General features: G+C 72.0%; 12 protein-coding genes. 6 read left to right on the top strand and 6 right to left on the bottom strand.

All coding sequences use genetic code 11. The features are described 5' to 3' along the window. The 3 genes from IE321_RS08620 to IE321_RS08610 are packed head-to-tail and all read right to left on the bottom strand — an operon-like array spanning position 1 to position 2,586. Positions 1 to 807 carry an MlaE family ABC transporter permease gene (locus tag IE321_RS08620; protein ID WP_043223436.1) on the bottom strand — a complete coding sequence of 269 codons (807 nt, stop codon included), beginning with the start codon at positions 805 to 807 and terminating at the stop codon, positions 1 to 3. 4 nt (positions 808 to 811) lie between these two features. Then, on the bottom strand, positions 812 to 1,576 hold the full coding sequence (locus IE321_RS08615) for an MlaE family ABC transporter permease (RefSeq protein WP_043223435.1): 765 nt from the start codon (positions 1,574 to 1,576) through the stop codon (positions 812 to 814). After that, on the bottom strand, positions 1,573 to 2,586 hold the full coding sequence (locus tag IE321_RS08610) for an ABC transporter ATP-binding protein (protein WP_190222368.1): 1,014 nt from the start codon (positions 2,584 to 2,586) through the stop codon (positions 1,573 to 1,575). Before IE321_RS08610 ends, IE321_RS08615 begins: the two co-directional genes overlap by 4 nt. A 617-nt stretch (positions 2,587 to 3,203) precedes the next feature. On the opposite strand from IE321_RS08610, the gene IE321_RS08605 reads away from it, so the two are divergent. From IE321_RS08605 to IE321_RS08590, 4 genes are all read left to right on the top strand, one after another. Next, positions 3,204 to 3,839: a PraA/PraB family alkane oxidation protein activator gene (locus tag IE321_RS08605; RefSeq protein ID WP_043223433.1), complete on the top strand. Its 636-nt coding sequence runs from the start codon at positions 3,204 to 3,206 to the stop codon at positions 3,837 to 3,839. Between the two features lie 162 nt (positions 3,840 to 4,001). Next, the gene (locus IE321_RS08600) at positions 4,002 to 5,567 is read left to right on the top strand and encodes a DUF6801 domain-containing protein (protein ID WP_308076664.1); all 1,566 of its coding nucleotides are present in this window, start codon (positions 4,002 to 4,004) and stop codon (positions 5,565 to 5,567) included. Between the two features lie 43 nt (positions 5,568 to 5,610). After that, a complete protein-coding gene (locus IE321_RS08595; protein ID WP_043223431.1) occupies positions 5,611 to 6,555 on the top strand; it encodes a hypothetical protein in 945 nt (314 codons plus the stop codon). Between the two features lie 217 nt (positions 6,556 to 6,772). After that, the gene (locus IE321_RS08590; protein WP_043223429.1) at positions 6,773 to 7,984 is read left to right on the top strand and encodes a PucR family transcriptional regulator; all 1,212 of its coding nucleotides are present in this window, start codon (positions 6,773 to 6,775) and stop codon (positions 7,982 to 7,984) included. A 9-nt stretch (positions 7,985 to 7,993) separates the two neighbouring features. Here the strand turns inward: IE321_RS08590 and IE321_RS08585 are convergent, their stop codons facing one another. Next, a complete protein-coding gene (locus IE321_RS08585) occupies positions 7,994 to 9,367 on the bottom strand; it encodes a cytochrome P450 (RefSeq protein WP_190222366.1) in 1,374 nt (457 codons plus the stop codon). Positions 9,368 to 9,510: 143 nt separating this feature from the next. Between IE321_RS08585 and IE321_RS08580 the strand changes: the two genes are divergently transcribed. Further along, positions 9,511 to 10,032: a VOC family protein gene (locus tag IE321_RS08580; RefSeq protein ID WP_190222365.1), complete on the top strand. Its 522-nt coding sequence runs from the start codon at positions 9,511 to 9,513 to the stop codon at positions 10,030 to 10,032. A 67-nt stretch (positions 10,033 to 10,099) separates the two neighbouring features. Here the strand turns inward: IE321_RS08580 and IE321_RS08575 are convergent, their stop codons facing one another. Further along, positions 10,100 to 11,419 carry a phytase gene (locus IE321_RS08575; RefSeq protein ID WP_190222364.1) on the bottom strand — a complete coding sequence of 440 codons (1,320 nt, stop codon included), beginning with the start codon at positions 11,417 to 11,419 and terminating at the stop codon, positions 10,100 to 10,102. Positions 11,420 to 11,537: 118 nt separating this feature from the next. Here IE321_RS08575 and IE321_RS08570 point away from each other — a divergent pair, with 118 nt between their 5' ends. Then, positions 11,538 to 12,134, top strand: coding sequence for a hypothetical protein (locus tag IE321_RS08570; RefSeq protein WP_190222363.1), 597 nt, complete (start codon positions 11,538 to 11,540; stop codon positions 12,132 to 12,134). Between the two features lie 36 nt (positions 12,135 to 12,170). Here the strand turns inward: IE321_RS08570 and IE321_RS08565 are convergent, their stop codons facing one another. Next, on the bottom strand, positions 12,171 to 13,388 hold the full coding sequence (locus IE321_RS08565) for an acyl-CoA dehydrogenase family protein (RefSeq protein WP_043223421.1): 1,218 nt from the start codon (positions 13,386 to 13,388) through the stop codon (positions 12,171 to 12,173). Positions 13,389 to 13,459 lie beyond the last annotated feature (71 nt).

Here is a 13,459-nt window from a genome sequence, read left to right as displayed (position 1 = left end):
TCACCCCGCCACCTTCACGGTCGTGGTCGCGCCCCAGATGGCGAGCGACAGGAAGAAGTCGGTGACGCTGATCAGCACGATGGCGTTGCGCACGGACCGGCCGACCGCGATGCCGACGCCGGCGGGACCGCCGGAGGCGCGGAAGCCGTAGTAGCAGTGCGCGACGATCACCATCACGCTGAAGATCAGCACCTTCAGCATCGACAGCAGGACGTCCGTCGGGGACAGGAACAGGTTGAAGTAGTGGTCGTACGTCCCCTGGGACTGGCCGTTGAAGAAGACGGTGACCGTGCGGGAGGCCAGGTAGGAGGAGAGCAGGCCGATCGCGTACAGCGGGACGATGGCGACGACGCCCGCGATGATGCGGGTGGTCACCAGGTACGGCATGGAGCGGATGCCCATGCCTTCGAGGGCGTCGACCTCCTCGTTGATCCGCATCGCGCCGAGCTGGGCCGTGAAGCCGGCGCCGACGGTCGCGGAGAGGGCGAGGCCGGCGACGAGCGGGGCGATCTCGCGGGTGTTGAAGTAGGCGGAGACGAAGCCGGTGAAGGCGGCGGTGCCGATCTGTTCGAGGGCGGCGTGGCCCTGGAGTCCGACGACGGTCCCGGTGAAGAGCGTCATCGCGATCATGACGCCGACGGTGCCGCCGACGACGCCGAGTCCGCCGGAGCCGAAGGCGACCTCGGCGAGCAGCCGCTGCACCTCCTTGAGGTAGCGGCGCAGGGTCCTCGGGACCCAGAGCAGGGCCCTCACGTAGAACAGCAGCTGGTCGCCGGAGCGGTCGAGCCAGGCGAGCGGGGAGGCCATCGTCTCAGCCTCCCTTCGGCGGGACGATCTGGAGGTAGAGGCCCGTCAGCACCATGTTCACGAAGAACAGCAGCATGAAGGTGATGACGACGGCCTGGTTGACGGCGTCGCCGACGCCCTTGGGGCCGCCGCGCGGGTTGAGGCCCCGGTAGGCGGCGACGATGCCGGCGATGAACCCGAAGATCAGTGCCTTGAGTTCGCTGATGTACAGGTCGGGCAGCTGGGCGAGGGCGGAGAAGCTGGAGAGGTACGCGCCGGGCGTGCCGCCCTGGAGGACGATGTTGAAGAAGTAGCCGCCGAGGGTGCCGACGACCGAGACCATGCCGTTGAGGAGCACGGCGACGGCCATGGTGGCGAGGACGCGGGGGACGACGAGGCGCTGGACGGGCGAGACGCCCATGACCTCCATGGCGTCCAGCTCCTCGCGGATCTTGCGGGAGCCGAGGTCGGCGCAGATGGCGGAGCCCGCCGCGCCGGAGATCAGCAGGGCCACGATGAGCGGGCTGGCCTGCTGGATCACGGCGAGGACGGAGGCGCCGCCGGTGAAGGACTGTGCGCCCAACTGCTGGGTGAGCGAGCCGACCTGGAGGGCGATCACGGCGCCGAACGGGATGGAGACGAGGGCGGCCGGCAGGATGGTGACACTGGCGACGAACCAGAACTGCTCGACGAACTCCCGGAACTGGAAGGGCCTGCGGAAGACCGCCCGGCTCACCTCGGCGGCGAGCGCGAAGAGCCGGCCGGTCTGCCGCAGCGCCCCGCCGATCACGCGCCGCCCCCGGCGGACGGCATGGGGACGGTCGGCGCGGTGGCGTGGCGCGCGTAGGTGTCCTCGATGGCGGCGCGGGCGGCCGGCGGCAGCGTGTCCAGCATGCCGAGGACGCGTTCGCGGCGGCGGATCACGGCCGCGCGCGGCGGCAGTCCGGGCGAGGGCTCCAGCTGGGGGACGATGACCCGGGGCGCGTCCGCGGGACGGGCGGGGGCGCTGTCGGCCTCGGCGGCGAGCGTGGCGGCGTCCTTCTCCTCGGACATGCCGATGGGGCCTTCGCGGCGGCCGGCGAGGAACTGGGTGACGACCGGTTCGTCGCTGGTGAGGAGCACCTCGCGGGGTCCGAAGGTGACGAGTTCGCGCCGGAAGAACATCCCCATGTTGTCGGGGACGGTGGCGGCGATGTCGAGGTTGTGGGTGACGATCAGCATCGTCGCGTCGATCCGCGCGTTGAGGTCGATCAGCAGCTGGGAGAGGTACGCGGTGCGGACCGGGTCCAGTCCGGAGTCCGGTTCGTCGCACAGGACGATCTGCGGGTCGAGGACGAGCGCGCGGGCGAGGCCGGCGCGCTTGCGCATGCCGCCGCTGATCTCGCCCGGGAGCTTGCCCTCGGCGCCCAGCAGGCCGACGAGTTCGATGCGCTCCATGACGACGCGCCGGATCTCGGACTCGCGCTTGCGGGTGTGCTCGCGGAGCGGGAAGGCGATGTTGTCGAAGAGGGTCATGGAGCCGAAGAGCGCGCCGTCCTGGAACATCAGGCCGAAGAGCTTCCGGGTCTCGTAGATGTCCCGTTCGCGCCCGCCGACCATGTCGACGCCGTTGATGAGGACGCGGCCCCGCTGGGGTTTGAGCAGTCCGATGAGCGATTTCAGGAAAACGGTCTTTCCGGTTCCGGAAGGGCCGAGCATGACGCTCACCTCTCCGGCCGGCAGGGTCAGCGACACGTCCTGCCAGATGTTCTGCTTGCCGAAGGACATGGTCAGTCCCTCAACGACTACTTCGATTCCCATCCCACCTCCAGCAAGCGTGCGTGGCGCGTGCGCCGCGGGCGCACGGTAGGCCGTTCTGGATCACCCGGACAATAGCTGTGGCGCAAAATCATTGATCCGCTTCCGCGTTTGTCACCACGAAGACAAAGTCGGCGGCCGTTCTTGTCTCCGTCGCGACAGAATGGGGCGCCGACCTGCGACTGAGCGTCGACTCCCGGGAACGCTACGGCCGAGTAACCTCGCGGGGCAATACCGGATCCGGAGTTTTCGCGGAACAGGGCCGAACACCACCCTCCTTATCAGGACGGAGACAATTCTCGGCGAGGGATTGTCACCGTCCGGCGAAATGGACTCCGATGGACGGCGGCCCCCTCGCCCGACCTCGGCTGATCGATCAGAATTGTCGACAATGCGCACTCCGGAACCAAGCGCATTCCCGCCACCGCTCACCCTCTTGACAGGCAATAAGCCGTCTTCAAAGAATCATGGTTCGCGCCATTGTTCGGCTAAGTTTCCCGCAAGTAACGTCTGGTTTCGCGGCGGGAGGACGGCCGGGTCGCCGGCCACGTCAGGCCCCGTCGCAGCACCCCCACCGAAGCACCCTCTGCCGGTCAATCCCCAAGGAGAACCCCAGAGCCATGAAGAAGCCGATCAGAAACCTGGCCGTCGTCGCGGGAGCCGCCTCCGCCGCGTTCGCCCTCGCCGTGAGCCCCGCCTCCGCGGTGGCCTCCACGGTCTGGACCGTCACCCCGTCCCCGGCCAACTTCACCGCCCTCAACAGCGGGAACATCGTGCTGAGCGTCAACGGCATCGCCATGACGTGTACGAAGTCGAACGCCGCCGGCACGATGCAGAGCGCCACCGGCAACCCGGCGACCGTCGGCTCCATCAGCACCATGGTCTTCGGCGCCCCCGGCGTCCCCTGCACCAGCGTGCTCGGCACCGTCGTCGCCACCCCGACCCTGCCGTGGGCCGTGAAGGTGTTCGACTACACCGCCGCGACCGGCGTCTCGAAGGGCTACATCGACAACGTCGACGCCACCGTCACCGCGGGCGCCTGCAACTTCCGCGTCACGGGCAAGGCGTCCGGCACCTACACCAACTCGACGGGCAAGCTCGCCGTCAGCAGCACCTCCGGCGAGCTCACCGTCGTCTCGGCCACCAACTGCGGCGGTGCCGTCCCGGTCGGCGCCAAGCCGATCTTCAAGGGCGACTACCTGGTGAAGGTGGCCGGCACCACCACCATCCCGAAGATCGTCGGCTCCAACCCGTAAGGAATCAGCACCCCGCGTCCGTCCGGCCGGAGCCATCGGCCGGACGGACGCGGGTCTGTCCGCGTTCGCGAACGACCCCGAGCGGAGCACCAGATGAGAGGCCCACGGCCCACCCCACGATCCCCCCGCACCCGCGCGCGCGGGGCGACGATCGCCGCGTTCGTGGCGCTCGCCCCCCTGCTCCCGGCCGCGGCCGTCGCAGCCGGGACGCTGAAGGTCGACGCGGCGCTGCCCTACGTCTGTGCCCTGCCCTCGGGAGAGCGGCCCGCGACGGTGCGGATCACGGCGGCCTTCCCCGAACGGGCGGCCGTGGGCGAGGAGATCCGGCCCACCGACGTCACCACGACGGTGGAGCTCCCCCCGGCGGCCGTCGCCGACCTCGTCGCGCTCAAGGCCGCCACCGTACGGGCCGAGTCCCGGCTCACGGTCGCCGTGGCCCAGAACGAGCAGCGCGCGGAGGCCGTCTGGAACGGCACGGCCCAGCCCGTCCCCGTGCCCACCGAAGGCCCCCTCACCCTCACCACGACCGGTGACGTGCCCTCCCTGACGACCGACACCGCGGGCGAGATGACGCTCACCGCGGGGGCGTTCGCCGTCGACCTCGCCCCGGCCGGCGCCGACGGCGCGGCCACCGACCCGCCGTCCCTGGCCGTCACCTGCGTCCCCGGCGACGACCCGGAGGGCCGTGCGCGGCTGGCCGCGGTGCCGGTCGGCGCGGCGGTCCCCACCGGGGAGCCCGGCACGCCGCCCCCGTCCCCGACCGTCCCGTCCCCGTCCGCCCCCGTCACCGGCCTCCCCCGGCCGTCGCTCCCGACGGACCGGACGGCACCCGCGAAGCCGCGGACCGCGGAGGGCGCGCCGAGCGGGACGCCGCGGGGACCGCTGGTCGGCCCGCGGACGGACGCGGGCCCGGCGGCGGACGAGGAGGCGCCCGGCACCCCGGAGCCCCGCCCGGACGCCCCGCCGTGCGTCACCGAGAAGCCGACCCCCGCGTCGCTGTCGGCGTACATCGTCGGCTACTCCAACGTGCGGAAGCTGAACGGCGCCAACCTCATCCCGCTCAGCTGCATCCAGGTCGAACAGGGCCTCATCGAGTTCGTGGAACGGCCCGACGCCTTCCACGTCATCACCCCCGCCGAGGGCGGCCTCTCCTACCAGGGGCGCCGGCAGACCCCGCCGTTCAAGGCCACCTTCCTGACCTTCGGGTTCGTCCCGACCACGGCGACCGTGATCCTGGAGCAGGTGGGGCCGCTGACCATGCGGGGCGACATGGCCCTCACCTTCCCCGTCAACACCGCGCTGGCCCACGTCCGCGTCCCCGTCGTGCTGCGCGTCCTCGACGCCGAGGTGAACGGCACCCCGCTGGAGGTCGGCCCGTCCTGCCGCACGGAGTCACCCCTGAAGTCCGTCGAACCCGAGCCCGACAAGTACCCGGGGGACCACCTGGTGCTGGTGGGCCGGGGTGAGTACGAGTACGGCCAGGACTCCAAGGGCTACCTCGTCCTCGACGGAGGCCCGCTCACCGGCGAGGCGTTCATCCCGGCCTTCACGGGCTGCGGCGCCGACGGCGAGAACATCGACCGGCTCCTCACCGCCGCCATCTCCGGCCCCGGCAACTACATCAAGCAGATCCAGAGCCCCGTCTGCTCCGTGGGCGTCCCCGAAGCCCCGGCGGAGCTGTGCACCGAGGACCGCCAGCCCCGCCAGATCCCCAAGCCCGAGCGCTGACCCGCCCCACCCCTCACCCCCGTCTCCCAGGAAGGCACCCGCCATGCCCCTCGTCTCCGCCCGCACCAAGCTCGCCACCGTCTCCGCCCTCACCGCGCTCGGCGCCTTCGCCTCCATGGGCACCGCGACCGCGGCCACCCCGGTGCTGAACGGCGGCTGGGGGCCGTCGACCCGCTGTCCCGTCGACGCCGGCCCGATGCTCGCCTCGGACGGCCTCGACACCTCGCCGCAGTGCGTCGTCTCGTACTCCCTCAGCGGCTCCATCAAGCTGGGCAACACCACCGTGCCCACCGGGAAGACCAACCTCCAGATCGGCGTCGTGCAGAACGCCGACGGCACCAACACCGTCGTCGCACCCGCCGGCGGCGCGCTCATCGCCGACTCCGCCACCGTTCCCGGCGGGCTGATGGGGCTGATGTGCCCCAGCGACATCCCCTTCATCACCGACATCTGCCGCCAGCTGTCGGACGCCAAGCTCAACAAGATCACCGCCACCATGGAGTCGGTCGGCACCCCGTCCGCCTTCGACCAGATCGCGGGCGTCCTCACCGACCAGCCGATCGTGACCATCCCGGTCCGCATCCGGCTGCAGAACCCGTTCCTCGGCGACAACTGCTACATCGGGACCAAGGCGAACCCGATCCTGCTGCGCCCGCGCAACCTCGACGCCCCCGAGTTCGGCGTCGAGCGGTTCAACGGCGACGGCTCCGCGAACGAGGAGGGCGACCTGAGCCGCCTCAACCTCCTCGGCTCCACCCAGTACGACGACACCTTCGCCGTCCCCGGCGCCAGCGGCTGCGGCCTCGGCTGGTTCGGCATCATCGACGGGGCGGTCAACCTCAAGACCGGCCTGCCCGCCGCCTCCGGGAAGAACAAGCTCACCCTGAACGACACCCAGACCCACCTCACCGGCCTCTACGCCCCGGGCGTCCTCGCCCCCGACGCCGGCAAGGTCTTCTCGCAGAACTGGCACTCCGCCGTCAACTAACGGCCACCCAGGGGTGATTACCGGCCGAGTCGGCCGCGTTCACCCTCCCGGAAGAGATGACTCTTGCTCAAGTTGTGTACAGCACACAACAGTTGTCCTAGCTTTCAGCAGTCCACATCGGTACGTACCTGACGGCCACGGCGGCGCCCACCACACCAGGTCGGGCGCCGCCGTGCCGCTCCCCCACCGGTCACGTAGCAGAGCAAGGGATCGGTTCATGCCCTCAATCGCACAGTCACCGGAGCTCGGTGAGCCGCTCGATCCGCTGCCCAGAGAGTTCGCCGCCCTGATGCGACCGGAGATCCCGGGCCTCGTCAAGGAGATCGGCGTCGAGATCGAGCGCGCCTACCCCGTGTACGCCCACCTCTTCAACGGCCCCCACTGCGACGCCATCCGCCAGGGCGTGGAGCAGGCGCTGGCCGCCTTCGTGGACCGGGTCGACACCCCGGGGACGACCTCCGCCCTCCGCGACGAACTGCTCCGCCAGTTCGGCCGGGTGGAGGCGTACGAGGGACGCGACCTCGACACGTTACTCGGCGCCTACCGCCTCGGTGCCCGCATCGCCCTGCGGCGCGCCAAGAGCATCGGGCGCACCTACAACCTCTCCCCCACCCTGATCCTGGCCTTCGCGGACGCCCTCTTCGCGTACGTGGACGAGCTGGAGGCGCTCTCCCGCGAGGGGTACGCCACCGTCCAGACCCGCGCGGTCTCCGACCTGACCGCGCTGCGCAGGAAGCTGCTCCACCTGGTCGTCGCCGGACCGCCGCTGCCCCGGGCGACCATCGCCGAGCTCTGCCGGGAGGCGTCCTGGGAGCTGCCCGCCGAGTGCACCGTCGTCGCGCTGCGGCCGCCCGCCGGCGGCGTCGTCCAGACCCGGCTCGACCGCGACGTCCTCGCCGACCTCGGCCTCCCCCACCCGCACCTGCTGGTCCCCGGACCGCTGACCGGCGAGCGCCGCGCGATGCTGGACGCCGCGCTGTCCGGCACGCCCGCCGTCCTCGGACTGACCGTGCCGACCGCGCAGGCCGCGCACTCCCTGCGCTGGTCCCGGCGGATCCTCCAGCTGATCGACGACGGCATCGTCGCGGACACGCCCGTGGTCGCCTGCGAGGACCACCTCACGACGCTCTGGCTGCTCTCCGACCCGGCGCTCATGGCGCAGCTCGCCCAGCGCGAACTGGCCCCGCTCGACGGTCTGTCCGGGACCCGGCGCGAGCGGCTGATCGAGACCCTGCGCGTGCACGTCTCCACCCGGGCCCCCGCCGAGCAGGTCGGCGAACTCCTCGGCGTGCACGCCCAGACGGTCCGCTACCGGCTGCGCAACCTCGACACCCACTTCGGCGACCGGCTCCTGGACCCCGACCACCGCTTCGCCCTGGAGGCGGCCCTGCGCTCGCTCCACCTCCACGGCCGGAAGCACACGGACTGAGCCCGCCGGTCAGACCTCCCTGGGGACGAGCCGGCAGCGGGCCGGGCCGGCCGCCTGGAGCGTGATGGCGGGGGCGACCGGCACCTCGGTGTCGACCGCCTCGAAGCCGTGGCGCTGGAGGATCATCGCGAGCGCGACCACCGACTCCAGCATCGAGAAGTGCTGGCCGATGCAGGCCCGGGGGCCGCCGCCGAAGGGGAACCAGGCGTAGCGGGGCCGGGCGGCCTCGGCCTCGGGCGTGAAGCGGTCCGGGTCGAAGCGCTCGGCGTCGTCCCAGTAGGCGGGGTGCCGGTGGGTGACCCAGGGGGCGACGATGACGTCCGCGCCGGCCGGGATGGCGACCCCGCCGACGGTGGTGGCGGCGACGGCCCGCCGGCCGATGACGGGCGCGGCCGGGAAGAGCCGCATGGCCTCCTTGAGGACCCGCGTCACGTACGGCAGGGCGTCGAGGTCGGCGGCGCCGGGCGTGCGGCCCGCGAGGACCCGGTCGACCTCCTCGTGGGCGCGCCGCTGGACCTCCGGGTGGAGGGCGAGGAGGTGGAGGGCGAAGCCGATCGAGGTGGCCGTCGTCTCGTGGCCGGCGAGCAGGAAGACGAGGACCTGCTCGCGCAGTTCGGTGGCGTCGAAGGTGCCGTCCTCGGCGCTCTCGGCCCGCATGAGGAGGGTCAGCAGGTCGTCGCCGTCCACGCCGGTCCGCCCGGCGGACCTGCGCTCGGCGATGATCCGGTCGCACTCCTCGTAGAGCGCCCGGTGCAGGGCGGCGGCCCGCTTGTTGCCGGGGGTGGGCCACTCGCGGGGCACGTTCACCGGGGAGTAGCCGCGGCGGAGCACGTACGAGCCGACGCCGGGGAAGCAGCGCTCGACGACCTCGACGGCGGAGTCGACGTCGGTGCCGAAGAGGATGCGGGCGACCGCGCGCAGGGCCAGCCGGGTGGACTCGTGGAGGACGTCGACGGTGGTGGTGCCCGCCTTCTCCCACTCGGTGGTGAGGGTGGCGACCTCGGTGGCGATGGCGTCGGCGTAGCCGTCGACGCGCCGCTTGGTGAAGAGCGGCTGGACGAGCCGGCGCTGGCGCAGGTAGTCGTCGTCCTGGCTGGTCAGCAGGCCGTTGCCGAAGGACTCGCGGATCTCCTGGTAGAAGGAGTTGTCCTTGCGGAAGTTGGCGGACTCGCCGGCCAGGACCTGCTGGGCGCCCTCGGCGGAGAAGACCGCGTAGACGTGGGCGCGGATGCCGGGCGGGCCCGCGGAGATGCGGACGACGTCGCCGTGCTCGCGCCGGGCGCGCAGGAAGGTGCCGAGCGAGTCGTTCTTGAGGTCGAACATCGAGCCGATGACGGGCAGTCCGGTGAGGACCGGTGCTTCGGTGCGGGTTTCCGTGGTCATGCGTCTTCCCCCTTGATCGCGGCGCCGTCGGCGATTGTCCCGCAGGAGGTGACCGGAGGGTAGCTTCCGCCGAGGGGCCGTCCGGTTCTGGCCTGTTGGCCGGATCCGGGTGTCTGTCAGTGGCGTCTGGGAGGCTCGGCGGCATGGACGAGAGCCGCGAGAACCCCGAGAGCCACGAGACCCCCGACGCCCGCCCGGACGGGCGCCCCGCGCTGACCCTCCAGCTGACGGTCGACTGCGCCGACCCGCGCCAGCTGGTGCCGTTCTGGGCGGAGGCGCTGCGCTACGTCCCCGAGCCGCCGCCCGAGGGGCACGCGAGCTGGCGGGCGTACTGGGCGGCGATCGGCGTCCCGGAGGAGGAGCTGGGCGACGGGGCCGGGGACCTGCCGGAGTCCCTCGTCGACCCGGCGGGCGTCGGCCCGCGGGTCTGGTTCCAGCAGGTCCCGGAGCCGAAGACCGGGAAGAACCGCCTCCACCTGGACCTGAAGGTCGGCGGCGGGCGCGCCGTGCCGCTCGCGGTGCGCCGGGCGCGGGTGGACGGGGAGGTGGCCCGGCTGACCGCGATCGGCGCGACCGTGCTGTACGCCATGGACGAGCCGGACGGCATGGACTACTACGCGGTGGTGCTCCAGGACCCGGAGGGGAACGAGTTCTGCGTGGTGTGACGGGGAGCCGGGAGCGGTCGCCCCGGGCCGGTCGGCCGGTGGCCCGGGGCGCGCTCGCGGCCCCGGGTCAGTCGGCGTCGCGCGGGTCGAAGGAGCGGGTGTCGACGGTCAGCGGCGCCGGGAAGGCGGCGGCGACGGCGTCCCAGCGGGTGAACTTGAAGTTGGTGCCCTCGCGGTCGCCGTCCGCCGGGGTGGCCTCACCGTCGTGCGTGACGAGCAGGCCCTTCGGGAAGGCGCTGCCCAGCGGCACGTTCACCACGGTGGCGCCGTCGGAGTGCTGCACCCCGTCGGTGGCGGTGCCGTCGGTGACCGCGAAGGAGCCGAGGTAGGCGTGGTCGCCCTCGCGGGCGTAGACGGCGAAGCTGTCGTCGCCCTGGCTGGAGGCGAGGACGTATCCGGCACCGTCGGCGCCGTGGTAGACGGTGACGCCCTCGGCGTCGGCGCTCAGGTGCTCACCGCCGAGGCCGGGGTCGTGCGCGGTGTCGAGGACGCACTCCTCCTCGACCTCGTCGTACGTCCACGGCGTGCCGTACTCGCGTACGCGGTCGAGGAGTTCGGGCCGCTCGAACTCCTCGTCGTCGAGCTCGACGCGCCAGAGGCCGACGGCCTCCTGCGCGGCGTAGAGGACGTGCTCCTCCTGGTCGACGGCCATGCCCTCGACCTGCGGCAGCTCGCCGGGGTCGGCGCAGGGCCGCCAGGAGGTGCCGCCGGGCAGGGCGAAGGAGGTGGGCAGGTCGAGCGTGGACTCGGTGCGGTAGCCGACCCGGCCGCCGCGGTCCTCCAGTTCCAGGAGGCGCAGCCGGCTGCGCTCGCGCTGGGAGACGACGACGTAGGCGTCGTCGCCGTCGCGGTAGGCGGCGAGGCCGTAGGAGGTGGTCTGCTCGTCGACCTCCGCCTCGTTCGCGGCGAAGACGGGGGCGACGTCGGCGGCGGTGACGTCCCTCAGCGGGGCGCGGCCGGCGGCGACGGCGGCCGGGTCGATGGCATAGGCGCGGATCCGGTCGCGGCCGCGGTCGCTGACGACGGCGAGGTCGGTGCGGCGCCCGTTCAGCTCGAAGCCGTAGACGAGGTCGACGTTGTTGAAGCGCCCGGGGGCGGCGTCAGCGCCGGGGGCCGGCGGGGCGGCGAGGTGCTGGAGGCGGCGGCCGTCGAGCCCGTAGACGTCGAGCCCGCCCTCCTTGAGGGTGCCGATGACCAGGCTGCGGCCGGGGCGGGTGGGGTCGACCCAGACGGCGGGGTCGTCCGCGTTCGCGTTGCCGCCCGCCTCGTCGTCGTACACGACGGGCGTCTCGGCGCGGGCGGTGACGGGGACGGGGTGGGGGGCGGCGGGGACCGCGGTCACCACGGTCAGCGCGGCGGCCAGGGCGGTCAGAGCGGAGGCGCTCACGGTACTCCTCGGTAGCGGTCTCGGTCGGGCCGAGACGCTACGGAGGCGGGATGGAGCGGCCCTTGCGGACCCGTGAATTCCGAACGGCCGTCCCGTACACGCGGATAGCCTTCCGGGCATGGGGACCGATATCGAGGGTGCGATCGAGGTGCGGGGGCGGGACGGGCGCTGGGCGGTCCGCGACTGGCTGCCCGACTGCGCGGCGGTGCGCGACCGGAGCGCGCGGGAGATCCTGTTCGGGTACGGGGGCGCGCTCCAGGTGGACCGTCCGCTGTGGGACGCGCGGGGTGTCCCGGAGGGTGCCTCCGAGGACATCCCCGACAACGAGATCAACCACAGCCACTCGTACGCCACATGGGCCGAGGTGGCGGCCGTCGACTGGGACGCGCCGCTGAACGACCGCGCCGACGGCAACCACATCGGGGTGTGGGTGCCGGGTCCGGACGGCGAGCTCGTGCTGGACCACGTGGGCTGGACGCCGCTCGCCGTGCTTGACGCGGCCGAGGAACTGTTCGGCGAGGACCTGTGGCCGTGGGAGTGGCCGCCGGACGGCGAGGTGCCGCTCGACGGGGCGGTCTACCGGCCGGTGGTGTACACGGCGCGGATGTTCGCCCCGCCGGACGGCGACCGCTGGGGCCCGGTCTGGGCGCTCATGCGCGATCTGGCGGCCGTCCACGGTGACGAGAACGTCCGCCTGATCGTCTGGTTCGGCTGAGCCCGGGCCCGGGCTCGGGACCCGGGCGCCGGGGGGCTACTTCCCGATGGCGCGGCCGATGACCATCCGCTGGATCTCGCTGGTGCCCTCGAAGATGGTGTAGATCGCGGCGTCGCGGTGCATGCGCTCCACCGGGTACTCGCGGGTGTAGCCGTTGCCGCCGAGGATCTGGATCGCCTGGGCCGTGACGGACTTGGCGACCTCGCTCGCGTACAGCTTGGACATGGAGCCCTCGGCGTTCGTGAAGGGCTTCCCGGCGGTGGCCATCCACGAGGCGCGCCACACCAGCAGGCGGGCGGCGTCGATCTGGGTCGCCATGTCGGCGAGCTGGAAGGCGACGCCCTGGTTCTCGATGATCGGGCGGCCGAACTGCACACGGGTCTTCGCGTAGTCGAGGGCGACCTCGTACGCGGCGCGGGCGGTGCCGACGGCCATCGCGCCGACGGCCGGGCGGGACGCCTCGAAGGTGGCCATGGCGGCGTTCTTCACGCGCTCGCCGCCGCCCGCCTTCGCCTTCTCGCGGGCCCGGGCCAGCCGCTCGTCGAGCTTGTCCTTGCCGCCGAGGAGACAGGAGCCGGGGATCCGCACGTCCTCCAGGACGACCTCGGCGGTGTGCGAGGCGCGGATGCCGTGCTTCTGGAACTTCTGGCCCTGGGAGAGGCCCGGGGTGTTCGGCGGCACGATGAAGGAGGCGTGGCCCTTGGAGCCGAGCTCCGGGTCGACGACGGCGACGACGACGTGGACGTTGGCGATGCCGCCGTTGGTCGCCCAGGTCTTGGTGCCGTTGAGCACCCACTCGTCCTTGGCCTCGTCGTAGACGGCCCTCGTCCGCATCGAGGCGACGTCGGAGCCGGCGTCGGGCTCGGAGGAGCAGAAGGCGGCGACCTTGACGTCGTTCGCGTCGCCGTACATCTGCGGCACCCAGGTGCCGATCTGCTCCTCGGTGCCGTTGGCGAGCACGCCGACGGCGGCCAGGCCGGTACCGACGATGGAGAGCGCGATGCCCGCGTCGCCCCAGAAGAGCTCCTCCATCGTCATCGGGACGCCGAGGCCGGTGGGGTCGAAGAACTGCTGCGCGTAGAAGTCGAGGGAGTAGATTCCGAGCTTGGCCGCCTCCTGGATGATCGGCCAGGGGGTCTCCTCACGCTCGTCCCACTCGGCGGCCGCCGGCCGCATGACGTCCGCGGCGAAGCCGTGAAGCCAGTCACGGACTTCCTTCTGGTCGTCATTGAGCTCGAACGTGAACTCGGCCATGTTCCCTCCCAGCAGTACGTTACTTGCGGTAACACCAGTCTGTTACCGGTGGGTACGACTGTCAACCTGCG

Source organism: Streptomyces hydrogenans (assembly GCF_014656075.1).
Taxonomy (GTDB): Bacteria; Actinomycetota; Actinomycetes; order Streptomycetales; family Streptomycetaceae; genus Streptomyces; species Streptomyces hydrogenans.
This window is presented reverse-complemented; position numbering and strand designations above follow the sequence as displayed.

Bases quoted from the DNA above. Each gene is read 5' to 3' on its own strand.
- IE321_RS08620 (WP_043223436.1), bottom strand. From the start codon at position 807: ATGGCCTCCCCGCTCGCCTGGCTCGACCGCTCCGGCGACCAGCTGCTG.
- IE321_RS08610 (WP_190222368.1), bottom strand. From the start codon at position 2,586: ATGGGAATCGAAGTAGTCGTTGAGGGACTGACCATGTCCTTCGGCAAG.
- IE321_RS08605 (WP_043223433.1), top strand. From the start codon at position 3,204: ATGAAGAAGCCGATCAGAAACCTGGCCGTCGTCGCGGGAGCCGCCTCC.
- IE321_RS08595 (WP_043223431.1), top strand. From the start codon at position 5,611: ATGCCCCTCGTCTCCGCCCGCACCAAGCTCGCCACCGTCTCCGCCCTC.
- IE321_RS08590 (WP_043223429.1), top strand. From the start codon at position 6,773: ATGCCCTCAATCGCACAGTCACCGGAGCTCGGTGAGCCGCTCGATCCG.
- IE321_RS08585 (WP_190222366.1), bottom strand. From the start codon at position 9,367: ATGACCACGGAAACCCGCACCGAAGCACCGGTCCTCACCGGACTGCCC.
- IE321_RS08580 (WP_190222365.1), top strand. From the start codon at position 9,511: ATGGACGAGAGCCGCGAGAACCCCGAGAGCCACGAGACCCCCGACGCC.
- IE321_RS08570 (WP_190222363.1), top strand. From the start codon at position 11,538: ATGGGGACCGATATCGAGGGTGCGATCGAGGTGCGGGGGCGGGACGGG.
- IE321_RS08565 (WP_043223421.1), bottom strand. From the start codon at position 13,388: ATGGCCGAGTTCACGTTCGAGCTCAATGACGACCAGAAGGAAGTCCGT.